Source organism: Caulobacter sp. Root655 (assembly GCF_001427665.1).
Classification (GTDB): domain Bacteria; phylum Pseudomonadota; class Alphaproteobacteria; order Caulobacterales; family Caulobacteraceae; genus Caulobacter.
Map to the genome: position 1 here is coordinate 355254 of NZ_LMHC01000012.1, position 24557 is coordinate 379810.

28 protein-coding genes and 1 pseudogene are annotated in these 24557 nt (G+C 68.2%); 12 read left to right on the forward strand and 17 right to left on the reverse strand.

Features of this window, described 5'->3' with window-relative positions:
• Both ASD79_RS10665 and ASD79_RS10670 read right to left on the reverse strand, forming a co-directional pair.
• A complete protein-coding gene (locus ASD79_RS10665) occupies positions 1-726 on the reverse strand; it encodes a beta-ketoacyl-ACP reductase (protein ID WP_056721322.1) in 726 nt (241 codons plus the stop codon).
• Between the two features lie 104 nt (positions 727-830).
• Complete coding sequence (locus ASD79_RS10670) at positions 831-2006, reverse strand: acetyl-CoA C-acetyltransferase (protein WP_056721324.1); 1176 nt, start codon at positions 2004-2006, stop codon at positions 831-833.
• Between the two features lie 221 nt (positions 2007-2227).
• On the opposite strand from ASD79_RS10670, the gene phaR reads away from it, so the two are divergent.
• Positions 2228-2902, forward strand: a complete 675-nt coding sequence (phaR, locus tag ASD79_RS10675) for a polyhydroxyalkanoate synthesis repressor PhaR (RefSeq protein ID WP_056721326.1) — start codon at positions 2228-2230, stop codon at positions 2900-2902.
• A gap of 26 nt (positions 2903-2928) precedes the next feature.
• Here the strand turns inward: phaR and ASD79_RS25055 are convergent.
• A pseudogene (locus tag ASD79_RS25055) lies at positions 2929-3042 on the reverse strand (hypothetical protein); the annotation flags it as partial.
• 39 nt (positions 3043-3081) lie between these two features.
• Here ASD79_RS25055 and ASD79_RS10680 point away from each other — a divergent pair.
• Positions 3082-3405, forward strand: coding sequence for a hypothetical protein (locus ASD79_RS10680; protein WP_056721328.1), 324 nt, complete (start codon positions 3082-3084; stop codon positions 3403-3405).
• Here the strand turns inward: ASD79_RS10680 and ASD79_RS10685 are convergent.
• The 5 genes from ASD79_RS10685 to ASD79_RS10705 form a co-directional block, all read right to left on the reverse strand.
• Positions 3402-3734, reverse strand: a complete 333-nt coding sequence (locus tag ASD79_RS10685; protein WP_056721329.1) for a helix-turn-helix transcriptional regulator — start codon at positions 3732-3734, stop codon at positions 3402-3404. The two genes, ASD79_RS10680 and ASD79_RS10685, sit on opposite strands and share 4 nt — an antisense overlap.
• Before the next feature lie 152 nt (positions 3735-3886).
• Positions 3887-4087 (reverse strand): hypothetical protein, encoded by a 201-nt coding sequence (locus ASD79_RS10690; RefSeq protein ID WP_056721331.1) that lies wholly within the window; start codon positions 4085-4087, stop codon positions 3887-3889.
• 3 nt (positions 4088-4090) lie between these two features.
• Positions 4091-5362, reverse strand: a complete 1272-nt coding sequence (locus tag ASD79_RS10695) for an acetyl-CoA C-acyltransferase (RefSeq protein ID WP_056721333.1) — start codon at positions 5360-5362, stop codon at positions 4091-4093.
• 114 nt (positions 5363-5476) lie between these two features.
• The gene (locus ASD79_RS10700; RefSeq protein ID WP_007663595.1) at positions 5477-5902 is read right to left on the reverse strand and encodes a hypothetical protein; all 426 of its coding nucleotides are present in this window, start codon (positions 5900-5902) and stop codon (positions 5477-5479) included.
• Between the two features lie 212 nt (positions 5903-6114).
• Positions 6115-6852 carry a glycosyltransferase family 2 protein gene (locus ASD79_RS10705; protein WP_056721334.1) on the reverse strand — a complete coding sequence of 246 codons (738 nt, stop codon included), beginning with the start codon at positions 6850-6852 and terminating at the stop codon, positions 6115-6117.
• A gap of 55 nt (positions 6853-6907) precedes the next feature.
• Between ASD79_RS10705 and ASD79_RS10710 the strand changes: the two genes are divergently transcribed.
• Positions 6908-8635 (forward strand): glycosyltransferase family 39 protein, encoded by a 1728-nt coding sequence (locus ASD79_RS10710; RefSeq protein WP_056721337.1) that lies wholly within the window; start codon positions 6908-6910, stop codon positions 8633-8635.
• 98 nt (positions 8636-8733) lie between these two features.
• Positions 8734-9633, forward strand: coding sequence for a hydroxymethylglutaryl-CoA lyase (locus ASD79_RS10715; RefSeq protein ID WP_056721339.1), 900 nt, complete (start codon positions 8734-8736; stop codon positions 9631-9633).
• Here ASD79_RS10715 and ASD79_RS10720 read toward each other — a convergent pair whose 3' ends face one another.
• From ASD79_RS10720 to cysS, 8 genes are all read right to left on the reverse strand, one after another.
• Positions 9634-9960 (reverse strand): hypothetical protein, encoded by a 327-nt coding sequence (locus ASD79_RS10720; protein ID WP_156400443.1) that lies wholly within the window; start codon positions 9958-9960, stop codon positions 9634-9636.
• A gap of 48 nt (positions 9961-10008) precedes the next feature.
• A complete protein-coding gene (locus ASD79_RS10725) occupies positions 10009-10935 on the reverse strand; it encodes a glycosyltransferase family 2 protein (RefSeq protein WP_056721689.1) in 927 nt (308 codons plus the stop codon).
• Positions 10936-10940: 5 nt separating this feature from the next.
• Complete coding sequence (thrS, locus tag ASD79_RS10730) at positions 10941-12911, reverse strand: threonine--tRNA ligase (protein WP_056721344.1); 1971 nt, start codon at positions 12909-12911, stop codon at positions 10941-10943.
• On the reverse strand, positions 12908-13162 hold the full coding sequence (gene yidD / locus ASD79_RS10735; RefSeq protein ID WP_056721346.1) for a membrane protein insertion efficiency factor YidD: 255 nt from the start codon (positions 13160-13162) through the stop codon (positions 12908-12910). The genes thrS and yidD overlap by 4 nt, the downstream gene beginning before the upstream one ends.
• A gap of 54 nt (positions 13163-13216) precedes the next feature.
• Positions 13217-13678 (reverse strand): iron-sulfur cluster assembly scaffold protein, encoded by a 462-nt coding sequence (locus ASD79_RS10740; RefSeq protein WP_056721348.1) that lies wholly within the window; start codon positions 13676-13678, stop codon positions 13217-13219.
• 5 nt (positions 13679-13683) lie between these two features.
• A complete protein-coding gene (locus ASD79_RS10745; RefSeq protein WP_056721350.1) occupies positions 13684-14148 on the reverse strand; it encodes an SRPBCC domain-containing protein in 465 nt (154 codons plus the stop codon).
• A gap of 19 nt (positions 14149-14167) precedes the next feature.
• Positions 14168-14680 carry a DinB family protein gene (locus ASD79_RS10750; RefSeq protein ID WP_056721352.1) on the reverse strand — a complete coding sequence of 171 codons (513 nt, stop codon included), beginning with the start codon at positions 14678-14680 and terminating at the stop codon, positions 14168-14170.
• A gap of 238 nt (positions 14681-14918) precedes the next feature.
• Complete coding sequence (gene cysS / locus ASD79_RS10755) at positions 14919-16310, reverse strand: cysteine--tRNA ligase (RefSeq protein WP_056721354.1); 1392 nt, start codon at positions 16308-16310, stop codon at positions 14919-14921.
• A 189-nt stretch (positions 16311-16499) separates the two neighbouring features.
• On the opposite strand from cysS, the gene folE reads away from it, so the two are divergent.
• The 4 genes from folE to ASD79_RS10775 all read left to right on the forward strand — a co-directional run bounded on the left by folE (position 16500) and on the right by ASD79_RS10775 (position 20135).
• On the forward strand, positions 16500-17141 hold the full coding sequence (folE, locus tag ASD79_RS10760; RefSeq protein ID WP_056721356.1) for a GTP cyclohydrolase I FolE: 642 nt from the start codon (positions 16500-16502) through the stop codon (positions 17139-17141).
• 135 nt (positions 17142-17276) lie between these two features.
• Complete coding sequence (locus tag ASD79_RS10765; RefSeq protein WP_056721358.1) at positions 17277-19124, forward strand: M14 family metallopeptidase; 1848 nt, start codon at positions 17277-17279, stop codon at positions 19122-19124.
• Positions 19125-19634 carry a hypothetical protein gene (locus tag ASD79_RS10770; RefSeq protein ID WP_056721360.1) on the forward strand — a complete coding sequence of 170 codons (510 nt, stop codon included), beginning with the start codon at positions 19125-19127 and terminating at the stop codon, positions 19632-19634.
• Between the two features lie 99 nt (positions 19635-19733).
• Complete coding sequence (locus ASD79_RS10775; protein ID WP_056721362.1) at positions 19734-20135, forward strand: MAPEG family protein; 402 nt, start codon at positions 19734-19736, stop codon at positions 20133-20135.
• On the opposite strand, the gene ASD79_RS10780 is transcribed toward ASD79_RS10775, so the two are convergent.
• Positions 20132-21943, reverse strand: coding sequence for an FAD-binding protein (locus tag ASD79_RS10780; RefSeq protein ID WP_235524402.1), 1812 nt, complete (start codon positions 21941-21943; stop codon positions 20132-20134). The genes ASD79_RS10775 and ASD79_RS10780 overlap by 4 nt on opposite strands.
• Positions 21944-21970: 27 nt before the next feature.
• Between ASD79_RS10780 and ASD79_RS23835 the strand changes: the two genes are divergently transcribed.
• From ASD79_RS23835 to ASD79_RS10795, 4 genes are read left to right on the forward strand one after another with little or no spacing between them, the layout of a single operon-like run.
• The gene (locus tag ASD79_RS23835) at positions 21971-22117 is read left to right on the forward strand and encodes a hypothetical protein (RefSeq protein ID WP_156400444.1); all 147 of its coding nucleotides are present in this window, start codon (positions 21971-21973) and stop codon (positions 22115-22117) included.
• A gap of 55 nt (positions 22118-22172) precedes the next feature.
• Complete coding sequence (locus ASD79_RS10785; RefSeq protein ID WP_056721364.1) at positions 22173-23504, forward strand: TldD/PmbA family protein; 1332 nt, start codon at positions 22173-22175, stop codon at positions 23502-23504.
• On the forward strand, positions 23501-24286 hold the full coding sequence (locus ASD79_RS10790) for a 3'(2'),5'-bisphosphate nucleotidase CysQ (protein ID WP_056721366.1): 786 nt from the start codon (positions 23501-23503) through the stop codon (positions 24284-24286). The genes ASD79_RS10785 and ASD79_RS10790 overlap by 4 nt, the downstream gene beginning before the upstream one ends.
• 24 nt (positions 24287-24310) lie before the next feature.
• Positions 24311-24535 carry a DUF4170 domain-containing protein gene (locus tag ASD79_RS10795; RefSeq protein WP_056721368.1) on the forward strand — a complete coding sequence of 75 codons (225 nt, stop codon included), beginning with the start codon at positions 24311-24313 and terminating at the stop codon, positions 24533-24535.
• Positions 24536-24557 lie beyond the last annotated feature (22 nt).

Consider the following 24557-nt stretch of genomic DNA (forward strand, 5'->3'; position numbering starts at 1 on the left):
CTAGGCCGCCATGTACTGGCCGCCGTTCAGGGTGAGTGTCGCGCCGGTCACGAAGCCCGCCCGCTCGCCCGCCAGGAAGGCGACCATGTCGGCGATCTCCTCGCCCTTGCCCAGGCGACCGACCGGGATGCCGGCGATGATCTGGGCCAGGACGTTCTCGGGCACGGCGGCGACCATCTCGGTGTCGATATAGCCCGGGCAGATGACGTTGACGGTCACGCCCTTCTTGGCGTTCTCCAGGGCCAGGGCCTTGGTGAAGCCGATCAGTCCGGCCTTGGCGGCCGAATAGTTGGTCTGGCCCATCTGGCCCTTCTGGCCGTTGATCGAGCTGATGTTGATGATTCGGCCCCAGCCGCGCTCGCGCATGCCTTCGATGACCGGACGGGTCATGTTGAAGGCGCTGTCCATGTTCACCCGGATGACCTCCGACCACTGCTCGTAGGTCATCTTGTGCAGCATGCCGTCGCGGGTGATGCCGGCGTTGTTGATCAGCACCTCGACCGGGCCAAGCTCGGCCTCGACCGTCTTGACGGCGGCGGCGCAGTCGTCGAACGAGCCGACATTGCCCTTGACCACCATCACGCCCAGGGTCTTGGCGCAGGCCGCGGCGGCCTCTTCGTTGCCGGAATAGCCGGCCGCCACCTTCATTCCGTCGGCGACCAGCCGCTCGCAGATCGCTCGACCGATGCCCCGGGTGCCGCCGGTCACGAACGCAACTCTCGCCATGTGTCTCTCCCACTTAGGTTTCTTATGGTTGCACGCGGTCGCCGGCGCGGGACAAGCCCCGGCCGGCGACCGTCATGAAGATTTGGCCAACAAGCGTTTCGTCGTCAGATCGCTTCGACGCACATGGCCACGCCCATGCCACCACCGATGCACAACGTCGCCAGGCCCTTCTTGGCTCCGGACCGCTTCATCTCGTGGACCAGGGTGGTGAGGATGCGCGCGCCCGAGGCGCCGATCGGGTGGCCGATGGCGATGGCCCCGCCGTTGACATTGACCTTGGCCGGGTCGAGGCCCAGCTCGCCGACCACGCACAGCGACTGGGCGGCGAAGGCCTCATTGCTCTCGACCAGGTCGAGGTCCGAGACCTTCCAGCCGGCCTTTTCCAGGGCCTTCTTGCTGGCCGGGATCGGGCCGGTGCCCATGATCTCGGGCGCGACGCCGGCATTGGCCCACGAGGCGATGCGGGCCAGCGGGGTCAGGCCGCGCTTCTTGGCCTCGTCGGCGCTCATCAGCACCAGGGCGGCGGCGCCGTCGTTGAGGCCCGAGGCGTTGGCGGCGGTGACCGTGCCGTCCTTGGTGAAGGCCGGCTTCAGGCCCGAAATGCCTTCGTAGGTGACGCCGTGGCGGATGAACTCGTCGTCCTTGACCACCGTGTCGCCCTTGCGGCCCTTGATGGTCACCGGGGCGATCTCGCTGTCGAACCGGCCGGCTTTCTGGGCGGCCTCGGCCTTGTTCTGGCTGGCGACGGCGAACCTGTCCTGGGCCTCGCGGGTGATCTGCCAGCGGCTGGCGATGTTCTCGGCGGTCTGGCCCATGTGGTAGCCGTGGAAGGCGTCCCACAGGCCGTCCTTGATCATGGTGTCGACGAACGACAGGTCGCCCATCTTCTGGCCGTTGCGCAGCGCCTGGGCGTGCGGGGCCTGGCTCATGCTCTCCTGGCCGCCCACCACCACGATGCTGGCGTCGCCGGCGGCGATCTGCTGAGCCCCTAGCGCGACAGCGCGCAGGCCCGAGCCGCACAGCTGGTTGAGGCTCCAGGCCGGGCTTTCGACGGGGATGCCGGCGTTGACCGAGGCCTGCCGCGCCGGACCCTGGCCGGCGGCGGCCTGCAGCACCTGGCCCAGGATCACCTCGTCGACATCGGCGGCGCTGATGCCCGCCCGCTCGACGGCGGCCTGGATGGCGATCTTGCCCAGCTCGTGGGCCGGCAGGCTGGACAGGGCGCCGAGGAACGAACCGACCGGCGTGCGGGCGGCGGAGACGATGACGATGTCGCTCATGGCGAAGAAGCTCCCGTGACGTGGTTTCCGGGCGCTTCTCGCAGGTGCGGCGCCCATTTTTTGCGATGCGGCGCCACCTTGCATAATCCCGCAGGGTTCGTCACCGTCACCTTTTCACGGGATGTTGCGCGTTCCAAGCTTCGGCGGCACTGGCGCCATGCCTTTGCATCCGCGATAGTGCGATGCGAAAAGGCGGAGACAACGCTGTCCTAGGGAACGAAATGTCCGAGAACAACGAAAACGGCGAAACGCCATCGGCTCGTACGCCGGGTGAAAAAAGCGCCGGCCAAAAGGTCGTCATCAAGAAATACGCCAACCGTCGCCTCTACAACACGGCCTCCAGTTCCTATGTCACCCTGGAACATCTGTCGGACATGGTGAAGGAGGGCGTGGACTTCGTGGTCTACGACGCCAAGACCAATGACGACATCACCCGTTCGGTGCTGACCCAGATCATCTTCGAAGAGGAAAATCGCGGCGGCGGCCAGAACCTGCTGCCGATCCAGTTCCTCCGCCAACTGATCGGTTTCTACGGCAATTCCATGCAGGCCTTCCTGCCCAGCTACCTGGAAATGTCGCTGGAGAGCTTCACCAAGCAGCAGGAGCGGATGCGCACCCAGTTCTCGGGCCTGACGCCTGGCCTGGGCGGCGCGACCAAGGGCATGGTCGGCATGGGGGTCTACGAAGACCAGATCCGTCAGAACATGGCGCTGTTCGACCGGGCCATGAAGATGTTCTCGCCGTTCGCCTATGCGCGGCCCGAGGATGCGCCGGCCGCGGCTCCCGCCGAACCGGCCCCGCCCGCCCCCGCGCCCAGCGAGGACTCCCTGGCCGACCTCAAGCGCCAGCTGGAAGCCATGCAGGCGCAGATCGAGAAGCTGGCGACCAAGCCTTGACGCCGTGCGTCCTTCGAGGCCCGCTACGCGGGCGCCTCAGGATGAGGAGCTTTGTTGCTGAATTCCTCATCCTGAGGTGCGAGGCGAAGCCGAGCCTCGAAGGACGCACATCGGCCGCCACGATCCCTTAACCACGCCAACCCATCCGTTCTTAACGATCCGGGCGCTAATTCTTCACCATGAATGGCCCGATCGATCCCATCCGGCGCGCCCAGGCGACCCGCCGCGCGCTGCCCGCGCCGCGCGAGACCGACCGCCCCGAGGCGGACGATGAGGAGGTGACCTTCGTGCGCGACGAGGAGCCGGCTCCTCCACCGCCGCCCCGTCGCGGGGCGTTCGCGACCTTCGCCGCCCATATCATGGGTCAAAGCGGCCAGAAGCGCGGCCTGCGGGGTGGGCAGGAAGTGCTCGACGCGGCGCGTTCGACCTATCTCGGCACGGAATATTCCGGCCAGGCCGACCGCCGGCCCAAGGCGGGCCTGATCAAGAAGACCGAGATCTAGGATTTCAGGCGGGTCAGCTCGGCTTCCAGAGCGGCGACCCGCGTCTCCAGATCCGCCACCTTCCGATCCAGCGACACGCTCTCTTCCGGTGGCGGAACCAGCGCGGCCGCGTGCGCCCCGACGCCGGCCCGGCGGGCGGCCTCGGCCAGGGAAACCCCCAGAAGCTCGGCGAAAGCGGCCACTTGCGCCGCCGTCAGCTCACGCTGGTCCTTGAAGGCCAGGGCCAGTTCGTCCGAGGTCATGCCGGCCACGGCGGCCAGCACCGCCCGCGTCAGGCCGCGCTCGGCCAGCCGCGCGTCGTACCAAGCCTGATCGAAGAACAGCGCCATGGACGAACGCTAACCCGGCCGGCCCGGTTGGCGCCAGTCTTGCTTGATCGGAGGTGAGTTCCGCCCACGAGACCCACCATGCTGCTCAGCGCCGTCACCCGCTTCTTCGACATCGCCGTCGTGACGCTGATCTTCACGGCGCTGACCTAGCTTCAGAGCCATTCTTCCTGAACGAGTTCACCGCTCTCTCGCAGGAACACCTCGAAGCCATCCGCCTCCGGCGCTCGCGATCCAAGCATCGCGCGCCCGGCGACGATCGCCAGCCATAACTCTTGCTCGTCCGGGAGCACCGGCCCGACAAGCGGAAACCTCTCCGAGCCATGGCCCAGCTTGACGAAGCGAATGCCGAACATGGCCTAACCCGCCTCCAGCAACATCATCGTCCCCTGCCCGCCGTCGGCGCAGATGCTGACGATGGCCTTCTCGCCCTTGCCGCGCGTGGCCAGTTCCTTGACCGCCTGGCTGAGGATTCGCGCGCCGGTCGCCCCGAACGGATGGCCGACCGCCAGGCTGCCGCCGGTGGGGTTCATCCGGTCGCGCGGGAACGGGCCCAGGTCCGCGTCCACCCCGGCCTTGGTCCTGCGGAACCTCTCATCCTCCCAGGCGGCGATGTGCGACAGCACCTGGGCGGCGAAGGCCTCGTGAATCTCCCACAGGCCCACGTCCGCGTATTTCAGCCCGTTGCGGGCCAGCAGGCGCGGCACGCCGTAGGCCGGGGCCATCAGCAGACCCTCGTGGCGCAGGTCGATCGAGGTGACCTCATAGTCGACCACCTTCACCCGGGGCGTCCTGGCCGGCAGGCGCGCCAGGCCGGCCTTGGACGCCACCCAGATCGCCGCCGCCCCGTCGGTCAGGGGCGAGGAATTGCCGGCCGTCAGCGTGCCCTGGCCGCTGGTCCTGTCGAAGGCCGGGCCCAGCTTGGCCAGCTTCTCCAGCGTCGAGTCCTTGCGCGGGATTGTATCGTGCTTGAGATCGCCGATCGGGATGACCAGGTCGTCGAAGAACCCGGCCTCCCAGGCGGCTACCGCGTGCTGGTGGCTCTCGAAGGCGATCTGGTCCTGGTCGGCACGGGCCAGCTTCCATTCCTTGGCGGTGATCTCGGTGTGCTCGCCCATCGACAGGCCGGTGGTGCGGTTGGCGACCTTGGGGATCCACAGCTTGAGGTCGCCGGCTTTCAGCTTGGCCAGGTGCGCCAGCTTCTGGCCGGCGGTCTTGGCGGCCTGGAAGCCTTTCAGCCAGTCGGAGAAGGCGATGCTCATCCCGACCTGGACCTTGCTCATGCTCTCGACCCCGCCCACTAGGGCCAGGTCGCGCCCGCGCCCGTCGATCATGCCGTGGGCCTCGATGACGCCGATCATGCTGGTCGAGCAGGCCATGATCGTCGAGAAGGCCGGGATGGTCGGGTCGGCCCCGGCGTCCAGCAGCACCTCGCGGGCGATGTTGCTCCAGGTCAGGTTGGGGATCACCGTGCCCCAGATCGCGAAGTCGGGGCGGGCCCCTTGCGCCAGCATCGCCTGGACTACCGGGACCGACAGCGCGATGGCGTCATAGGCCTTCAGCGGCCCGTCGACCTTGGCGAAGGGGGTGCGAAGGCCGGCCGCCAGCCAGATGTCGGGTTTGGACGCCATGGTCGTGATCCTTCGGGAAACCTACGATGTCAGCATCGCCAGGCTTCGCCGCAAGGTCTTGTCGAAATTGGCGGTAACTGAGGACACGCCCAAGGGCATGTCCCCGGCCGCAAGTTAGTGCGCGTCGCCGAAGTCGACGTCGCGGCGGGCCGAGACGATGGTGACGATGAAGCCGGCCAGCACGTCCAGCAGCACCATCACCGTCAGCAGGAAGAACACCGAGGTCCCGAAGGCCGGGGCCAGCAGGAACTCGACCAGGCAGACGATGAACAGGATCATCGACAGCGAATGGTTGATGATCGCGATCTTGCGGCTGGTCGTCGACTTCAGGAGCTCGACGAACAGCACCACCAGGGACGCGGCCAGCAGCAGGTCGCCCAGGCTGACCACCCAGTCGGCCTTGGAGGTCATGTGGATGGTGAACAGCTGCTCGGCCAGCCGGTACTGGGCGGCGTTCGAGGCGAACCCGCCCGCGAAGGTCAGGACGATCAGGTTGTAGACCAGCACCGGCAGGGCCAGCAGCGGAAACGCGGCGAACATGGCTTTGGTTCTTCCCCCAGGATGGCGCGACCTCAGGGTTAACCGGTTTCGCGGGTTGGGAGAAGCCGCGACCGCCTGGAAAGCAAGCGGGTGACGTCCTGCGTCCTTCGAGGCCCGCTGCGCGGGGCGCCTCAGGATGAGGAATTCAGTAGCAATCCAGGGCCCTCATCCTGAGGTGCGTAGCGAAGCGAAGCCTCGAAGGACGCAAGGCCCTAAGCCTCGTCCACGCCCTGCGGGTTGCGCAGCCGGGTCTGCAGCCACATCACGCCCAGCAGGTCCGACACCGAGGCCCTGAGCCGGCCGAAGTTGGTGTATTTCGACACCCCGCTCTCGCGGTGGCGATGGTTCACCGGCTGGAAGTCGACCCTATAGCCTTCGCGCAGCATCAGGGCCGGAATGTAGCGGTGGATGTGATCGAAATAGGGCAGGCGCAGGAAGGCCTCGCGGCGGAAGGCCTTGAGCCCGCAGCCGGTGTCGTTGGCCGTGTCCTTCAGCAGCCGCTTGCGCACGCCGTTGCCGAACTTCGAAGCCAGGCGCTTGGCCGAGCTGTCCTGGCGCTTGACGCGCTCGCCGCCGACCAGGGCCAGGTCCTGTGGCGCGGCCTTCAGGGCCCGGGCCAGGCGGGGGGCGTCGGCGGGATCGTTCTGGCCGTCGCCGTCCAGGGTGACGACGATCGGCGCGCGGGCCGCCAGCACGCCGCTGCGCACAGCCCGGCTCTGGCCGGAGTTCTTGCGATGCGACAGCACCCGCAGTTGCGGAATCTCGGCCTTCAGCGCCACCAGCAGGGCCTTGGTGTCGTCGCGGCTGGCGTCGTCGATGAAGATGATCTCGTGGTTCTCGCCGGCGAAGGCCGCCGCGATCTCGCGGGCCAGGGCCGGCGCCGCGCCGCCCTCGTCGAAGACGGGAACGACGATGGAAAAATCGGGGGCGGCGGCGGTGGGGGCGGTCATCGCCCTCTAATACCGCAAAAGTCGCCAGGATAAAGGATCGTGGTATTCCATCCTCATGACGCTCGAATCTCGCCTGGATGACTGGAGCCGCGGCTGGCGCGGTCCGTTGATGGCCGCCTTGGTGGCGCTGATCGCCGGCCTGCCCGGCGTCTTCGCCATGCCGCCGCTGGACCGCGACGAATCGCGTTTCGCCCAGGCCACCGCCCAGATGCTGGAAACCGACGACCTGGTGGTCATCAAGTTCCAGGACCAGCCGCGCTTCAAGAAGCCGGTCGGCATCCACTGGCTGCAGGCCGCCAGCGTCACCGCCTTCTCGGCGCCCGAGGACCGGGGCATCTGGGCCTATCGCATCCCCTCCCTGCTGGGCGCCATGCTGGCGGCGGCGGCCTGCGCCTGGGGCGCGGCGGCGCTGCTGGGCCCAAAGACCGGCCTGCTGTCGGGGGCGATCCTGGGCGCGACCATCCTGCTGTCGACCGAGGCCTTCATCGCCAAGACCGATGCGGCGCTGTGCGGCTTCACCACCCTGGCCATGGCCGCCGTGGCGCGGATCTACGCCGCGCACCTTGCCGGCGAGAAGGTTCATCGTTGGACCAAGGTGGCCTTCTGGATCGGCCTGGCCATGAGCGTGCTGATCAAGGGGCCGGTCGGGCTGATGGTCGTGGTGCTGAGCATCGCGGCGCTGTGGCTCTGGGACCGCAAGGCGCCCTGGCTCAAGGACCTGGGCTGGGGCTGGGGCCTGATCCTGCTGGCGGGCATCGTCCTGCCATGGGCGACGATGATCACCGTGGCCACCGACGGCGCCTTCTGGTCCACCGCCGTGACCGGCGACCTGGCCCCCAAGCTGGCCGGCGGCCAGGAAAGCCACGGCGCGCCGTTCGGCGCTTACGCCCTCTTCGCCTTCCTGCTGGTGTTCCCCGCCACCCTGCTGCTGCCGTCCGGGCTGGTGCTGGGCTGGACGGGCCGCAAGGAGGCCGGCGTGCGGTTCGCCCTGTGCTGGCTGATCCCGACCTGGCTGGTGTTCGAACTGCTGCCGACCAAGCTGGTCCACTACACCCTGCCCGCCGTCCCGGCCCTGGCCATGCTGATGGCCGCCACGCTGCGAGCCCCGCTAGGCCGGATTTCACGCGGCGTCGGCGCCGCCCTGAGCGTCGTGGCCGGCCTGCTGTTCGCGGCCGTGGCGATCTATCTGCACGTCGAGTACGGCGACCCGTCCGACATTCCGTGGACGGCGATCACCGCCCTGCTGTTCCTGGCCGCCGGGGTGGTCGGCGCGGTGCTGCTGATGCGCAAGACCGCCGCCATCGCCCTGGTCACGGCCGGGGCTGTCGGCATCCTGGCCCACGCCACCCTGGTCGGCGTGCTCGTGCCGAGGCTGGAGCCACTGCTGCTGTCGCCGCGCCTGGAGACGGCGCTGGAACAGGCCGACCTGGCGCCCCGGGCCGGCGCGGCCGGGCCCGTGGCCGTCACCGGCTATTCCGAGCCCAGCATGATCTTCCTGCTGGGCACCACCACCCAGCTGACCGACCCGGCCGGCGCTGCCAAGGCGGTGGCGGAGGGCCGTCCGGCCGTGGTCGAGGGGCGCCAGGAGCAGGCCTTCCGCGCCGCCCTCGCGGCCCTGGGCCAGGCCGCCCGTCCGGCCGGGGTGGTCGAGGGCTTCGACTATTCCGACGGCGACAAGGAGCGCCTGACGCTCTATCGCGGCGCGCCCGCCAAGCCGGACGCGGACGACGAGGCCGACGCCGACGCCGACGCCGAAGACACTCCAGATCAAGTCGTGCGATGAAGGAACCGCACGACTTGATCTGGATTTTTGTTTTCGCATCGTTTTAGCGGAAAGCCGGTCTCCACTTTTCCGCACGATGCTTTAGCCGAGAACCGCCCATGAGCCGCTTCATCCAGATCGTCGAGGTCGGCCCGCGCGACGGGCTGCAGAACGAGACGCTGTCGCTGCCGGTCGCGGACAGGCTGGCCTTGATCCGCCGGCTCGAGGCCGCCGGCGCCAGGCGGATCGAGACCGTGTCCTTCGTCAACCCCAACCGCGTGCCGCAGATGGCCGGGGCCGAAGAGATCATGGCCGCGCTCGAGCCCGACCTGGATCATTCGCGGATCGGCCTGGTGCTGAACCTGCGCGGCTGGGAGCGCTGCGTGGCGGCCGGCTGCGACGAGGCCAATGTGGTGGTCTGCGCCACCGACGGCTTCGGCCTCGCCAACCAGGGCGCGACCGCTGCCCAGCAGGTCGACACCCTGGCCGCCATCGTCGAGCGCCAAGCGGTCGAGGGCGGCCCGCCGATCACCATGACCCTGTCGGTGGCCTTCGGCTGTCCGTTCGACGGCGAGGTTTCGGAAGACCAGGTCGTGGCCATCGTCCGCGAGGCCGCCGCCCTGGGCGTGCCCGAGATCGCCATCGCCGACACCATCGGCGTCGCCGATCCGTGGACCGTCCGCCAGCGGATCGAGGCGGTGCGCGCCGCCGCCCCCGACGCCCGCCTGCGCATGCATTTCCACGACACCCGCAACACCGGCCTGGCCAACGCCTTCGCCAGCGTCGAGGCCGGGATCGACGTGCTGGACGCCTCGGTCGGCGGCCTGGGCGGCTGCCCGTTCGCGCCCAACGCCACCGGCAACATCGGCACCGAGGACCTGGTCTACATGCTGGAGCGGGCCGGTTTCGACACCGGCTACGACCTGGCGGCCCTGATCGAGATCGGCCGCGACATCAGCGAGAAACTGGGCAAGGCGCCGGCGTCCTCGCTGGCGCGAGCGGGCGGGTTTCCGGCCTGATCAGATCCAGTCCCGGGTCTCGTCCAACGCCTTGATCACCGCGGGCGACCGTCGATGCCGGCCGCGCAAGGCCTGCTCGTCCCTCTCCAGCGCCGAACACCGCAGGCCCGCGAGGGCTCGGCGGATTTCTCGCGCCCGGGTTCTATCCTCCGCGCCCTCTCCGGCCCAATGGGCGCATCCCATTCGGCGGTCGATGAAGGCCTTTACCTCGGCCGGAACGGGCAGGGCGTTGACCTCCGCGAAATTGCTCACGCGGGCGTTCTGAGCGGCCGTGCAACCTGTGAGCGCCATGAAAAACAACAGGACCGGAAGCCGCTTTTTCGACAATGGACGGTCCTTCGTGGAAGGCGATTGGTGCGCGGGTCTATCGACCCCCTAGATCGGCCGTCCCGTCAGCTTCCAGATCAGCGGCCGCGACACGCTCATCAGCAGGATGGCCGGGGCCAGCAGCACGGCGATCACATAGCGCTGGACGCTGTCGGCGCGCTTGATGAAATAGCGCGACAGGCCCACGCCCTTGTGGAACTCCACCTTCATCGGATGCTCCAGGCTGGTGTGGCCCAGGTGGATGACCTTGGCGTGCGGCTGGAACAGCACCTGGCCGCCGGCCTGGCGGGCCCGCCAGCACAGGTCGATGTCCTCGACGTGCAGGAAATAGCCTTCGTCGAAGCCGTTCAGAAGGTCGAAGTCACGACGGCGCAGGGCGAAGCAGGCGCCCGAGATCGTCGGCATCGGTACCGGGCCTTCGGGCAGGGGCTCGTGCTCGCGGTGGATCTCGAAGTTCGCCAGGCCCGGGAAACGCGCGGTCAGGTGGCCAAAGCTCAGCAGGGTGGTCACCGGGGTGACCTCGCCGCGCCGGCCGCCGCGTTGCTCGCTGCCGTCGACGTTCATCACCCGCGCGCCGACCACCGTGGGCGTCGGCTGTCCCTCGAACGCCGCGGCCAGGGACTCGACGCAATCGGGCTGCAGGTTGGCGTCGGGATTGAGGAAGACGATGTATTCGCCGCGCGCCGTCCTGGCGCCCATGTTGGCGCCGCGCGCGAAGCCGACATTGCCGTGGCCCTGCTGCAGCACCACCCGCGGTTCGGTCAGGCCCAGCGACCGCAGCATCTCGGCCTCGCGCGGTGGCGAGCCGTTGTCGATGATGACAAACTCATCGACCAACGGCTCGTTCAGCGTATGCCGGATGCTTTCGATCAGCGCCTCCCCCGTCTGGTAGACGACCATGACCACCGAGATGCGCGGCCGGATCGGACGCGCCCCTGAGACGAAGGTCGAATGGGAGGGAAGAATGCTGTTCATCAATCCTACGCCAACACCTCGGAGCGCGTGACGGCGCGATGACGGGCGAGGTCCGGCGGCGTCGCTTCCTGCGTCAACGCACGAACGGCGTCTTCCAGCGACAACACCTTCTGCCCCTCGCCCCCCAGGCGACGGAGGGCAACCTCTCCGTTCTCGGCTTCCTTGCGCCCGACCACTGCAATTACCGGTACTTTCGCGAGGCTATGCTCACGAATTTTGTAGTTGATCTTCTCATTCCGGAAATCGACTTCTGCGCGAATGCCCATCGACGTCAACCGGTCTGCGACACGCTGGGCGTAATCGTCCGCGTCCGACGTGATGGTGGCCACGACCACCTGGGTCGGCGCCAGCCAAAGCGGCAGGTGACCCGCGTAGTTCTCCAGCAAAATGCCGATAAAGCGCTCGAACGACCCCAGGATCGCCCGGTGCAGCATCACCGGACGCTGCTTGGAGCCGTCCTCGGCCACGTATTCCGCGTCGAGCCGCTCGGGCAGGACGAAGTCCAGTTGCAGCGTGCCGCACTGCCAGACCCGGCCGATGGCGTCCTTCAGCGAGAACTCCAGCTTCGGGCCATAGAACGCGCCCTCGCCGGGCTGCAGGACCAGCGTCTCGCCCGCCGCCTCGGCGGCCGTGGCCAGGGCGGCCTCGGCCTTGTCCCAGACCGCGTCCTCACCCGCGCGAAGCTCCGGGCGCGTCGAGAACTTCACGTCGGCGAGTTCCATGCCGAGGTCGGTATAGACGCTGCGCAACAGTTCGATGAACCGGGCGCTTTCCTCCGTGACCTGCTCTTCGCGGCAGAAGATGTGGGCGTCGTCCTGGGTGAAGGCGCGCACCCGCATGATGCCGTGCATGGCTCCCGAGGGCTCATAGCGGTGGCAGGCGCCGAACTCGGCCATGCGCAGCGGCAGTTCGCGGTAGCTCTTCTGGCCGACGTTGAAGATCTGGATGTGGCCCGGGCAATTCATCGGCTTGACCGCCAGGATCTCGCCCTCGGCGCTCTCGCACATGAACATGGCGTGGCCGAACTTCTCGGCGTGGCCCGAACGCTCCCACAGGCTCTTGTCGAGGATCTGGGGCGTCTTGACCTCGCGATAGCCGGCCGCGTCCAACCGGCGGCGCATATAGGCCTCCAGCGCCAGGTACAGCGTCCAGCCCTTGGGGTGCCAGAACACCATGCCCTTGCCCTCTTCCTGGATGTGGAAGAGGTCCATCGTGCGGCCCAGCTTGCGGTGATCGCGCTTCTCGGCTTCCTCGATGCGCTTGAGGTGCGCCTCGAGATCGGCTTCCGAGGCCCACGACGTGCCGTAGATGCGCTGCAGCTGGGCGTTGTTCTGGTCGCCGCGCCAATAGGCGCCGGCCAGCTTCGTCAGCTTGAAGGCCTTGCCGACATGCTTGGTCGACGGCAGGTGAGGACCGCGGCAGAGGTCCTTCCATTTGCCCTGGTGATAGACCGTGATCGTGTCGCTGACCGGCAGGTCACGGATGATCTGGGCCTTGTAGGCCTCGCCCATCGCGTCGAACTCGGCGATCGCCGCGTCACGGTTGACCTCTTCGCGCGTGATCTTCTCGTCACGGTCGACGATCTCGCGCATCCGCTTTTCGATCACCGCCAGGTCGTCCAGGCTGAACGGCTCGTCGCGGGCGAAGTCGTAATAGAAGCCGTCCTCGACGTTCGGACCGATGGTCACCTGCGTGCCGGGGAAAAGTTCCTGCACGGCTTCGGCCAGGATGTGCGCCGTGTCGTGGCGGATCACGTCCAGGGCCTCGGGGGCCTCGCGCGTCATGATCTCGAAGCGGTTGCCGCCGCCCAGCAGATCTGGCGTCAGCGGACGGTCCAGGTCCAGCAGCACGCCGTCCAGCTTGATCAGCAGGGCCTTCTTCTCAAGCGACTTGGAGATCGAGGCGGCCACGTCGCGGCCCGTCGATCCGTCAGCGTACTGTCGGGCCGAGCCGTCGGGGAAAATCAGGTCGATCATTCTTCACATTTCCACTTGCGCGGCGTCGTCGGCGGAGGCGGCGGGTCATAACCCTGTCCGCCGAACGGATTGCATCGGCAGATCCGTCCCACCGCGAGCCAAGACCCCTTCAGGGGTCCGTGATCCTTGAGCGCCTGCGCCGCGTATTCCGAACAGGTCGGCAGATAGCGGCACTGACGCCCGATGAAGGGCGAGAGCGTCGTCTTGTAGGCCTTCAGGCCCAGGTCGACGGTGCGTTCGTAGAGTGTCATGCCGGCGCTTTCGCGAACGGAGTCGGGACCTTATCGACTAGCGAAAAGTCTCGATCAAGCGGCGCCGGCGCGGCTAGTTCGGGTTTGGGTCACGCCTGTGGCCGTACGGACAGCCTCGACCGTGGCTTCGAACGCCAAAAGCGTCGAGGCATGACGGGCGGGATAGTCCTTGACCGGCTCCAGCACGGCGAGCTCCGAAAATCGGCCCTGGGGAGGTGGGCCGTTGAACTTTAGCATAGCGTGCAAGGCGTCGCGGGCCAACTCGATCTCGGAAAGATCCGCGCCGATCACCTGGGCGCCGAGAATGGCGGCCGAGGCCTGGCCCAGGGCGCAGGCGGCCACGTCCTGGGCGAAGTCGCTCACGACACCGTCCTTGACCGTCACATCGACCACGATCCGGCTGCCGCACAGCTTGGCGGTCTTCTCCGCGCTGGCGTCCGGCGCGGCCAAGCGTCCCGTGCGGGGGATATTGGCCACGAGCCCCAGGATGCGGGCCGAATAGAGGTCGTCGATCATGCCGCTTAGATGGGGGTCTTCTGGCGCTGCGACCAGATGGCCTCGGCGCGCTCGCGCACCGCCTCGCCCATGCGGGTATAGGCCGCGCGCAGACGCCGGCGCTCGTCGCGACTGACCAGCCGCACCAGCGGACCGATGAACAGCTCGCCGTTCGAGAAGGTGGCGTTGGTCGGCCCCATGTTCTCGATCTCGATGTAGCGGATGGCGGTCACGAAGCCACGCAGGCGCTTGGTGCGCCAGTGCAGCTGCTCGTAGGGCACCCAGTCCTGCACCACCGCCTCGACCACCTTGGCCGGCCCATCGCCGTCCAGCACGACCTCGACGTTCAGCGGCGTGCCGATGCGCAAGGCGCCTTCGATGCGCGGATGGACCGGGTTCCAGTCCCCCCAGGTGGCGAAGTCGGAGATCACTTCCCAGAGGATCTCGGCGGGGGCCTGCACCCCGGTGCGGTGTTCTACGGCGCGTTGCATGGTCGGCGATCTAGCACTTTCAGGAGGAAAACCCGAGTCCGCTGGCCTTCTGGAAGACCGGCAGATCGAGCGAGGGTGGGTCGGCGCCCGCCTGGCTGAGCAGGCCGTGGACCTGGCCGCGATGGTGGGTCTGGTGGTTGAACACGTGCGCCAGGGCGGCCCACAGCGGCTGGACGACCACCGCCCCATCGGCCATCCGGGTCCAGCGGAACTCGCCGGCCAGGGCCTCGTCGGTCAGGCCGGCGACGTAGGCCGACAGGCCCGCGTCCTCGTGGACGCGGGCTTCGCGCAAGGTCGCCAGGTCGTGGAAGATCACCGCGTCCAGCCCATGCGGCGGCAGGGCCTCGCCCCGCAGCCGCGCCAGCCACATGCGGTCGGTGACCATCAGGTGGTTCAGCGTGCCGTGGATCGAGCCGAAGAACGCCCCCCGCTCCAGCTTGTAGTCGGCCTCGTCCAGCAGGGCGCAGGCCGCGTGCAGGCGATGGTTGGCCCAGGCGTTGTACCCGGCGAACATCCGGAAGTAGGCGATCATCTTAAAAACTCCGCTCATCCCGGCGAATGCCGGGACCCAGATCCCATAGCGGGGTGGATGACTGGATGAATTCAGCGCTCATGGCGTCAACTCCAAAGCCATTCCATCTGGGTCCCGGCATTCGCCGGGATGAGCGGATTATGAGTGTAATTCAACCCCACACCAATCCTCATCCGCCATCGGATTCCGAATTGGGATCGGGGACAGGCACATGTGCCTGTCCCCGTCCGCTGTCATCCTAGTCCTTCATGCGCCAGGTGGCGCCGGCCGGACCATCCATCACTACCACGCCCAGGGCGTCGAGTTCGGCGCGGATGGCGTCGGCGGCGGTCCAGTCCTTGGCCTGGCGGGCCTCCACCCGGCGCTTGAGCAGATCCTCGACCTTGGCCTTCAGGTCGTCGTCGGCGTCGCCCTCGAACCAGGCGTCGGGATCGGCCTGCAGGAAGCCCAGCAGGGCCCCGGCCGCCAGCAGCCGAGACTTGTTGGCCGCGATCCCCGCCTCGTCGCCGGCGGTCACCGCCCGCTCGATGGCGCTGGAGATTTCGAAGAAGCCCGACACCGCCAGCGGCGTGTTGAGGTCGTCCGACAGGGCGGCCAGCACGTCGACCGGACCGTCGACGTCGATCGACGCCTCGATGGTCTTGGCGCGGCGCAGGGCGCCATACAGCCGGTCCAGCGCCTTGCGGCTCTGCTCGATCAGCTCCGGCGTCCAGTCCAGCGGCTGGCGATAGTGGCCCGACAGCAACGCCCAGCGGATGACCTCGCCCGGCACGGTCTTGAGCAGCTCGTGCGGGATGATGACGTTGCCCAGGCTCTTGGACATCTTCTCGCCGGCCATATCCAGGAAGCCGTTGTGCAGCCAGTAGTTGGCCAATACCGGCAGGTCGTGGGCGCAGCGGCTCTGGGCCAGCTCGTTCTCGTGGTGCGGGAAGGCCAGGTCGATGCCGCCGCCGTGGATGTCGATGGTCCGGCCCAGCGACTTGTCGATCATCGCCGAGCACTCGATGTGCCAGCCGGGACGGCCGGGGCCGAACGGGCTGTCCCAGACGGGCTCGTTTTCCTTCGACGGCTTCCACAGCACGAAGTCGGCGGGGTGGCGCTTGTAGGGCGCGACCTCGACCCGGGCTCCGGCGATCATGTCGTCCAGGTCGCGGCCCGACAGCTGGCCGTAATCGGGGAAGGCCTGGGTGTCGAACAGCACGTGGCCCTCGGCGGCGTAGGCTTTGCCGTTGTCGACCAGCTGGCCGATCATCGCGATGATCGGGTCCATGTGCTCGGTGGCCTTGGGCTCCAGGGTCGGACGCAGAGCCAACAGACCGTCGGCGTCGGCGTGGTACGAGGCCAGGTAGCGGTCGGTGATGACCTTGATCGCGACGCCCTCGGCGGTGGCCTTGGCGTTGATCTTGTCGTCGACGTCGGTGACGTTGCGGGCATAGACCACCGCGTCCTCGCCATAGACATGGCGCAGCAGTCGGAACAGCACGTCGAACACCACCACCGGCCGGAAGTTGCCGATGTGGGCGTGGTTGTAGACCGTGGGCCCGCAGACATACATCGTCACCCGGCTCGGATCGGCGGGGACGAAGTCGCGCTTTTCGCGCGCCATGGTGTCATAGAGCTTCACGGTCATGGAAAGTTGGTCGCCTGACGTAACGGGAGGGTGTTGCCGGAGTTCGTGTGCGTCCCATATAGCTATCTGAGCGTTTTGGAACCACGCCCTTGTCGGGCGCCAGGGCGCCTTCAACGGGTGGCACGCGTAATTCCGGGGCGAACGGCGCTCCGGCGCAACTCAGCCCGTGGAAAGAAACCCCTTACAACAATGGACGCACTGACCCGCGAGCGAACCCTGATCGGCCTCGACACTCCCGCCGATCTTGATCTTGACCACGCCCTGCGCCCCTCCCGCGAAGCCGCCATGCAGGCGGTCCGCACGTTGCTGGCCTGGGCCGGCGACAATCCCGACCGCGAAGGCCTGCTCGACACGCCGCAGCGCGTGGTCGACGCCTATGGCGAATGGTTCGCCGGCTATGACGGCGACCCCGCCGAAGAGCTGAGCCGGACCTTCGAGGACGTGCAGGGCTATGACGACATGGTCATGCTGCGCGGCATCGACGTGCAGAGCCATTGCGAGCACCACATGGCGCCGTTCCTCGGCAAGGCCTGGGTGGCCTACATGCCGACCGGCAAGGTGGTCGGCCTGTCGAAGATCGCCCGCGTGGTCGAGATCTTCGCCAAGCGCCTGCAGACCCAGGAAACCATGACCATGCAGATCGCCGACGCGATCTGCGACGAACTGGCCCCGGCCGGCGTGGCCGTGCTGATCGACGCCGAGCACCAGTGCATGAGCACCCGCGGCGTCCGCCACCACGACGTCTCGACCATCACCACCCAGTTCCGCGGCGTGTTCAAGACCGACAAGATGCTGCAGCAACGGTTCATGGACCTGGTGCAGCGGAAGTAGCTTTGACGTCGTGCGTCCTTCGAGGCCCGCTGCGCGGGCACCTCAGGATGAGGAGCTTTGCTGAATTCCTCATCCTGAGGTGCGTAGCAAAGCGGAGCCTCGAAGGACGCACCGCGTGACCAGGGGGCGTACGCGATGTTGAAGACCGGGTTGGCGGCGGTCGCCGTCGCGATGACGGCGGGCATGACCATGGCTGAGACTCCGACCAAGGCTCCCTGGGAGTCCGAGATCCTTCCTCCCGCCCTGGCCTGGCATGGCGCCAGCGAAAAGCTGGTCGCCAAGCCGTCCGACCCGTGGATCACGCCGTCGGAACTGACCGGTCTCACCGCCTCGCCCGACTATGCGCAGACCCGCGCCTGGCTGGAAAAGCTGGACGCCGCCTCGCCGCTGATCCGCATGGAAAGCTTCGGCAGGTCGCCCGAGGGCCGCGACCTGCTGGTGGTGTTCGCCAGCAAGGACGGCGCGGCGTTCGATCCCAAGAAGCCCGTGCTGCTGGTCCAGGCCGGCATCCATCCGGGCGAGATCGACGGCAAGGACGCCGGCATGATGCTGCTGCGCGACATTGCTTTCGAAAGGGGGGCCTTCCACGGCAAGGACAACCCACTCGACAAGGTCAACCTGGTCTTCGTGCCGATCTTCAGCGTCGACGGCCACGAGCGGGCCAGCCCCTACAGCCGCCCCAACCAGCGCGGCCCGACGATCCAGGGTTGGCGGCACACCGCCCAGAACCTCAATCTCAACCGCGACTACGGCAAGCTCGACTCGCCGGAGATGCGGGCTATGATCGGCCTGATCAACCGGGTGAAGCCCGACCTCTACATGGACATCCACGTCACCGACGGCGAGGACTACCAGTACGACATCACCTACGGCTGGGCCGGCTACAAGGGCGACTTCGCGCGCTCCAAGGCGACCAGCGCCTGGCTCGACCACAGCTTTCTGCCGGCCACCGAGGCTGGGCTGAAGGCGGCGGGCCACATCCCCGGCCAGCTGGTCTTCGCCCTCGACGACCGCGACCCCAAGAAGGGCCTGGGCGCCTCGCCGGCCAGCCTGCGCTATTCGAACGGCTACGGCGACGCCGCCCGCATCGCCACGGTGCTGGTCGAGAACCATTCGCTCAAGCCTTACCGCCAGCGGGTGCTGGGCACCTATGTCCTGCTCGAAGAGACCCTGAAGGTGCTGGCCAGGGACGGCGCCGCCCTGCGCGCCGCCGAGCTCCAGGACCGCGCCACGCGCCCCGCCGTGGTCGAGGCCAATTTCGGGACCAGTTTCGGGGGCGGCGGCGACAAGCCGATCCGCACCGAGACCTTCCTGGGCGTGCTGTTCGAGACCTACGACTCGCCAGCCTCCGGCCGCAAGGAAGTGCGCTGGCTGGGCAAGCCCGATCCCACGCCCTGGTCGCTGCCGCTCTACACCGCCGAGCCCAGCCTGAAGCTCACCCCGCCCAAGGCCTACTGGATCTCCTCGGCCAAGCCCGAGGTCATCGAACGCCTGCGCGTGCATGGTGTGACGATGGAGACCCTGACCGCGCCCCGCGCCGTCGGGGTCGACATGATCCGCTTCCAGGCCCCCAAGCTCGCCGCCCGCGCCAACGAGGGCCATGTCGAGATCGCCGCCGGCCCGGTCACCCACGAGACCCGCGCGGTCACCTTCCCCGCCGGCTCGGTGCGCGTGCCGGTCGACCAGCCGCTGGGCGAGATGGTGACCCTGCTGCTGGAGCCGCAGAGCGACGAGAGCTTCTTCGCCTGGGGGATGTTCCCCGAGGTGCTGCAGCGCGTCGAATATATCGAGGGCTACGCCATCGCCCCGCTGGCCGAGAAGATGCTGGCCGCCGACCCCAAGCTGAAGGCGCAGTTCGAGGCCAGGCTGGCCGCCGACCCGAAGTTCGCCGCCGACCCGGACGCCCGGCTGGCGTGGTTCTACGCGCGGACGCCGTATTACGACGACCACTACCGGCTGTATCCGGTCGGGCGGGAGCTGTAGGTGACGAATTGGATCGAGGTCTATCGGCCCCTTATCGGCGCCAAGCTCGAGGCGCTGATCTGGATGCCGATGACGTCCGACACGCCGGGCCTGGTGCGCGATCTTAGATCGCCGGCGTTCAGCTTCACGGGCGGCGTCTTCCTGGCGTTCGGGGACAAACCTTTGTTCCTAACTTGGACCCAGGTCGGCCTGAACATGGTTCTCGGCGCGGGTCCGGATGTCGCATGGGCCCCCTATGCCCTCGATCGCGTACGCGCCTCGCCTGAAGAACACTGGGGGTCCTTGGAAGGCGCGGTGTTGAAACGAGTCGAAATCTTCGCCGCTCCCTGCATTGAAGGCGACGGGATCGTCGGCGCACGACACCTGATGAGCCGCGAAGGCGTTGATCTTCATTTCTGGATCGGGACGGGCGGGGCGGATTTCATCGGCGACAATGACGACCTTTGGGTCGGCGTTGGCGTGGAGCCGTCGAACTTCGCCGATCTTACCCTGGCCGATGTGGTCGCCTAAACGCCCACCGCTCGCCTCCCCCACGAGCCGGCTTGCCAGCGCCGTCGAACGCTGAACCTTATGCGGCCACCTCAGACTTCGTTTCACGAGTAACCACCGATGGACACCATCGCTTCCGGCCACGCCGCCGCCCTGTGGGTGGGGCTGCATGTCTTCCTGCTGCTGACCCTGTCGCTGCTGGTCGTTCGCCTGCGGCAGAAGCACAAGGTCGCCATGGGGGACGAGGGCATCCCGGAACTGGCCCGCGCCATCCGCGCCTTCGGCAACGCCGCCGAATACGTGCCCGTCGGCCTGGCGGCGATCATCGTCCTGGCCCTGGTCGACGCCCCGCCCCTGGCCGTCCACGTGGTCGGGCTGATCCTGTTCGCCGGCCGGCTGATCCACGCCGTGGGCCTGTCCAACAGCGGCGGCGCCTCGATCGCCCGCTCGATCGGCATGATCTGCACTTGGGTGGCCTATGTGTTCGGCGGCGTGGCGCTGCTGTTCTACGCCATCGGCTAGATTGCCCCTCGGGCGCGCCGGGTGAAGCCGTCCGGGCTCCAAGCCTCGCTGCCGACCCCGTGGTGGACGACGAACAGTCCCCGCGGATCGTAGCGCCGCTTGATCGCGTCGAGACGCCGCCAGTGATCGCCCCAGCTGGCGCGTCGCCAATCGGCGGTGAAGTAGTCGCATTCGGAAAGATAGCTTCCCGCCGCCGGCGCCGACCGGCGCAGGGCGTCCATGGCCGCGCGGATCCGGGTCGCGTGGTCGCGGGCTTCGCGCAGGTCGGGCTCGGACAGGTCGGTGAAGGCGCAGGGTCCCTCGCCGGCGATGATGGCCAGGGCGAAGGCGTCCAGCACCTGCGGATTCATCGCCGTGTCGCGCGACGCCGCGATCGCCGAGGCGGGCGCGCCGGCCAGGCCCTTGTTGAAGTGGAAAGCGACGGACCAGTGCCGGGTGGCGGCGAACCAGGCGTCGACCAGCTCGGCCCGCCGATCGGCCTTGAGCAGCGTCGCGGGCAGCCAGGCCGAGTCGTAGCCGTGCCAGATCGCCCCGGCCTGCTCGCCGTCCCCGGCCCACCAATAGTCCCCCGGACGCGCCCCGAGCTGGTCGGCCGACGCGATGGCGTCCGGCGCGTATTTGACGAAGAACGCCTTGTCCCAGAAGTGTCGAGCCGGAACCGCGACCGCCTGGAACGGCTCGACGACCTGGTAGTCGGCGGGACGGCTGGCGACGAATTCGGCCAACCCCCGCCACGCGGCCTCGGCGGCCTCCTGGCTCAGGCCCTGGAACACCATCTGGACCGAAAGCCGGTTGTCGGAGGTGGCGCGCACCTGCTCGCCCCAATGCGGATTGAACAGGTTCGACTCGTATTCGGTCAGGAACCGGGCGAGCAGGTCGCGGAAGGCGGTGTCCGACGCGGCCTGGATCGACCATCGCACCGCGCCGAAGTTTCGCGGCAGGTCGTGGGTGCGCAGCGTCAGGCGGGTGACCACGCCGAAGGTCCCGCCGCCGCCGCCCTTCAGCGCCCAGAACAGGTCGGGTTCGCGGTGGGCGCTGACCGTGCGGACCACGCCATCGGCGGTGACGATCTCGGCTTCCAGCAGGCTGGCGGCCGCCAGGCCGTAGGTCTTCGAGAAGCTGCCGAAGCCACCGCCCTGGACCAGGCCGGCGACGCCCACCGTCGTGCAGCCGCCGCCCTGCACATAGCGTCCCGCCTCGGTGGTCACGGCCTGATAGACCCGCAGCCACAGGCAGCCGGCCCCGACCGAGACGGCCTGGATCGGCGCCGCCGTCGACCCCGCCGGCACGAAGGCGTCGTGCAGCGTCACGGCGTCCATGCCGCGCGTCCAAACCAGCAGCGAGTCGGGGGCGTTCGAGCCGCCGAAATAGCTGTGGCCGCCGCCCTTGACGACCAACCGCAGGCGGTGAGCGTGGGCGAACAGCACCGCCTTCGAGACGTCGGCGGCGTCCTTGGCCTTGACGACATAGGCGCTGGGCGCGGACTTCCAGGCGTCCACCCAGCCCGACATCTGGGTCAAGCCCGGCTGGTCGCCGAGGTAGAAGGGGTTCGACAGCAGCGCCTTGGCGGCCGCCGGTTCCAGCTTCGGCACGGTCACCGCCTCCAGGCGGTTTTCGATCGCGCGGTTCAAGCCGTCCCAGTCGGCGCTGGACGGCCAGGCGGCCGTTCCAGGTCGCACCCTGCCTGCCGTCGCGGCCCGCGCGGTGACGGTCGGCAAGACCGCCGCGAGCGGCAGGGCGAGCAGGGCGCTGACCAGATGGCGGCGCTGCATCGCGTTCGAGTGGTCTTCGTCGGGTCTGCGGGTCATCGGAACCTCACGTCGGGAACGCCTTCCATGGCCAATCTCGCCTGGCGGCCGCCACAGGCGTGGTGTGGTCGGCGCGCCCGGCGGGACGGGCGGCGGGCGGCCGGTGCGAAAGGCGACGTGATCGGGATGAGCGGCCTGGCCGCCTACGTCTCCCGCGAGAATGACCTCGGTTGACGCGGATGTCGCGCCACGCCTTGCCCCGCCCCTGCCCCCTCGTCCATAAGACCCCATGGACGAAAACCTGTTGCATGACGTGCTCGCCGCCGCGCGGAAAGCCGGCGCCGACGCCGCCGAAGCTGTGTTCGCGCAGCGCCAATCCCTCTCCGTCGGCGTCCGCCTGGGCGAACTGGAAGAGGTCGAGCGCGAGGAATCCCGCGACATCGGCCTGCGGGTCTTTGTCGGCAAGCAGAGCGCCACGGTCTCCGGTTCGGACGTTTCCGCCGAAGGCCGCGCCAAGCTGATCGACCGGGCGGTGGCCATGGCCCGCCTGGCCCCCGAGGACCAGTACGCCGCCCTTGCCCCGGCCGAGCGCCAGGCCCGTGCGCCGTTCCGCGACCTTGACCTGTTCGACCCGACCGAGCCCTCGGCCGAAACCCTGGAAACCCAGGCCCGCGCCGCCGAGCAGGCCGCCCGCGCCGTCGAGGGGGTGACCAATTCCGACGGCGGCTCGTCATCGTGGAGCGCCTCGACCTGGCGGCTCGTCACGAGCGAAGGCTTTTCCGGCTTGCATCAAGCCAGCGGCTTCGGCGTCTCGGCCTCGGCCATCGCCGGCGAGGGCGCGCTGATGGAGCGGGGCGGCGAAGGCCGTTCGACCCGCCACGCCGCCGACCTGCCGACCCCGGAAAGCATCGGCGCCACGGCCGGTCGCCTGGCCGTCGCCAAGCTGAACCCGCGCAAGATCGCCTCGACCACCGCCCCGGTGATCTTCGAGAACCGCCTGGCCATCTCGCTGCTCAGCCCGCTGATCGGCGCGATCTCCGGCCCGTCGATCGCCCGCGGCACCTCGTTCCTCAAGGACAAGCTGGGCCAGCAGATCTTCGCCAAGGGCGTGAACCTGCTGGACGACCCGTTCCGGGTGCGCGGCCTGGGCTCGGCCCCGTTCGACGACGAGGGCGTGGCCTGCGAGGCCCGCGCCCTGATCGACGACGGCGTGTTGACCACCTGGATCATGAACATCGGCTCGGCCCTGCAACTGGGCATGCAGTCCACCGGCCACGCCTCGCGCGGCCTGGCCGGCCCGTCCGGCGTCTCGACCCACAACCTGACCCTGCAACCGGGCGACAGGGACCTGGCCGGCCTGATGGCTGACGCGGGCACGGGCCTGCTGGTGACCTCGATGTTCGGCCCGTCGCTGAACGGCAACACCGGCGACTGGTCGGTGGGCTGCTCGGGCTTCTGGTTCGAGGACGGGGTCTCGACCGGCCCGGTCACCGAAATCACCGTGGCCGGCAACCTGATCGACATCTATGCCCGCCTGGTCCCCGGCTCGGACCTGGAGCTGCGCGGGGCCAGCAACAGCCCGTCCCTGCTGGTCGACGCCCTGGCGATCGCCGGCAAATGACCGACCTGGACCTGATCCTCGAGGCCGCCCGCGAAGCCGGAGCCCTGGCGGTTTCGGCCCGCGAGAAGGGCCTGAAGGTGTGGTCCAAGGACGGCGGCTCGCCGGTCACCGACGCCGATCTGGCGGTGGACGCCCTGCTCAAGGCCAAGCTGACCGGGGCGCGCCCGTCCTATGGCTGGCTGTCGGAAGAGACCGCCGACGACCCTTCCCGCCTGGCGACCAAGCGCCAGTTCGTGGTCGACCCGATCGACGGCACGGCCGCCTATCTGAAGGGCAAGCCGTGGTTCTCGGTGTCGATCGCCGTGGTCGAGAACGGCCGGCCGATCGCCGGCGTCGTCCTGGCCCCGGCCCTGGACGAGACCTACGCCGCCACGCTCGGCGGCGGGGCGACGCTGAACGGCGAGCCGATCACGCCCAGCGCGACCCTCGATCTCGAGGACTCGGCCATGCTGGGCGACGCCAGGATGTTCGCCTATCCCGGCTGGCCCACGCCCTGGCCGGTCATGCGGGTCGAGAGCCGCAACTCGATCGCCTATCGCATCTGCCTGGTGGCCAGCGGCGACTTCGACGCCGCCATCGCCCTGTCGCCCAAGAACGAGTGGGACCTGGCGGCCGGCGACCTCATCTGCAACGAGGCCGGCGCCGTCCTGACCGACCACAAAGGGCGCGGCTTCACCTATAATCGGCCAAATCCGCTGCTTCCGAGCCTGGTTTGCGCCAATCGGGCGCTTGCCCCGTTGATCCTGTCACGCGTCGGGCATATCGACCTGCAACAACGATAACTTCCGCGCAGGATCTTCCCCATCATGTCCGACAAGCAGCTTCTTCACCTCGTGATCGGCGGTGAACTGGAGAACGTTTCCAGCACCGAGTTCCGCGACCTGTCGAAGGTCGAGTTCGTCGGCGCCTACGCCAGCTACGCCGAAGCCCACAAGGCCTGGAAGGCCAAGGCCCAGGCGACGGTGGACAACGCCCATGCGCGGTACTTCATCATCCACGCCCACAAGCTGCTGGATCCGAGCCTGGATTGATCCAGCTCCTCCCCCTGTGGGG

Bases quoted from the DNA above. Each gene is read 5' to 3' on its own strand.
- folE (WP_056721356.1), top strand. From the start codon at position 16,500: ATGGACGCACTGACCCGCGAGCGAACCCTGATCGGCCTCGACACTCCC.
- ASD79_RS10765 (WP_056721358.1), top strand. From the start codon at position 17,277: ATGTTGAAGACCGGGTTGGCGGCGGTCGCCGTCGCGATGACGGCGGGC.
- cysS (WP_056721354.1), bottom strand. From the start codon at position 16,310: ATGACCGTGAAGCTCTATGACACCATGGCGCGCGAAAAGCGCGACTTC.
- ASD79_RS10665 (WP_056721322.1), bottom strand. From the start codon at position 726: ATGGCGAGAGTTGCGTTCGTGACCGGCGGCACCCGGGGCATCGGTCGA.
- ASD79_RS10715 (WP_056721339.1), top strand. From the start codon at position 8,734: ATGAGCCGCTTCATCCAGATCGTCGAGGTCGGCCCGCGCGACGGGCTG.
- ASD79_RS10705 (WP_056721334.1), bottom strand. From the start codon at position 6,852: ATGACCGCCCCCACCGCCGCCGCCCCCGATTTTTCCATCGTCGTTCCC.
- yidD (WP_056721346.1), bottom strand. From the start codon at position 13,162: ATGACACTCTACGAACGCACCGTCGACCTGGGCCTGAAGGCCTACAAG.
- ASD79_RS10795 (WP_056721368.1), top strand. From the start codon at position 24,311: ATGTCCGACAAGCAGCTTCTTCACCTCGTGATCGGCGGTGAACTGGAG.
- ASD79_RS10725 (WP_056721689.1), bottom strand. From the start codon at position 10,935: ATGAACAGCATTCTTCCCTCCCATTCGACCTTCGTCTCAGGGGCGCGT.
- ASD79_RS10750 (WP_056721352.1), bottom strand. From the start codon at position 14,680: ATGATCGCCTACTTCCGGATGTTCGCCGGGTACAACGCCTGGGCCAAC.
- ASD79_RS10700 (WP_007663595.1), bottom strand. From the start codon at position 5,902: ATGTTCGCCGCGTTTCCGCTGCTGGCCCTGCCGGTGCTGGTCTACAAC.
- ASD79_RS10670 (WP_056721324.1), bottom strand. From the start codon at position 2,006: ATGAGCGACATCGTCATCGTCTCCGCCGCCCGCACGCCGGTCGGTTCG.
- thrS (WP_056721344.1), bottom strand. From the start codon at position 12,911: ATGATCGACCTGATTTTCCCCGACGGCTCGGCCCGACAGTACGCTGAC.
- ASD79_RS10710 (WP_056721337.1), top strand. From the start codon at position 6,908: ATGACGCTCGAATCTCGCCTGGATGACTGGAGCCGCGGCTGGCGCGGT.
- phaR (WP_056721326.1), top strand. From the start codon at position 2,228: ATGTCCGAGAACAACGAAAACGGCGAAACGCCATCGGCTCGTACGCCG.
- ASD79_RS10780 (WP_235524402.1), bottom strand. From the start codon at position 21,943: ATGACCCGCAGACCCGACGAAGACCACTCGAACGCGATGCAGCGCCGC.
- ASD79_RS10775 (WP_056721362.1), top strand. From the start codon at position 19,734: ATGGACACCATCGCTTCCGGCCACGCCGCCGCCCTGTGGGTGGGGCTG.
- ASD79_RS10785 (WP_056721364.1), top strand. From the start codon at position 22,173: ATGGACGAAAACCTGTTGCATGACGTGCTCGCCGCCGCGCGGAAAGCC.
- ASD79_RS10690 (WP_056721331.1), bottom strand. From the start codon at position 4,087: ATGTTCGGCATTCGCTTCGTCAAGCTGGGCCATGGCTCGGAGAGGTTT.
- ASD79_RS10790 (WP_056721366.1), top strand. From the start codon at position 23,501: ATGACCGACCTGGACCTGATCCTCGAGGCCGCCCGCGAAGCCGGAGCC.
- ASD79_RS10695 (WP_056721333.1), bottom strand. From the start codon at position 5,362: ATGGCGTCCAAACCCGACATCTGGCTGGCGGCCGGCCTTCGCACCCCC.
- ASD79_RS23835 (WP_156400444.1), top strand. From the start codon at position 21,971: ATGGCCAATCTCGCCTGGCGGCCGCCACAGGCGTGGTGTGGTCGGCGC.
- ASD79_RS10740 (WP_056721348.1), bottom strand. From the start codon at position 13,678: ATGATCGACGACCTCTATTCGGCCCGCATCCTGGGGCTCGTGGCCAAT.
- ASD79_RS10685 (WP_056721329.1), bottom strand. From the start codon at position 3,734: ATGGCGCTGTTCTTCGATCAGGCTTGGTACGACGCGCGGCTGGCCGAG.
- ASD79_RS10680 (WP_056721328.1), top strand. From the start codon at position 3,082: ATGAATGGCCCGATCGATCCCATCCGGCGCGCCCAGGCGACCCGCCGC.
- ASD79_RS10745 (WP_056721350.1), bottom strand. From the start codon at position 14,148: ATGCAACGCGCCGTAGAACACCGCACCGGGGTGCAGGCCCCCGCCGAG.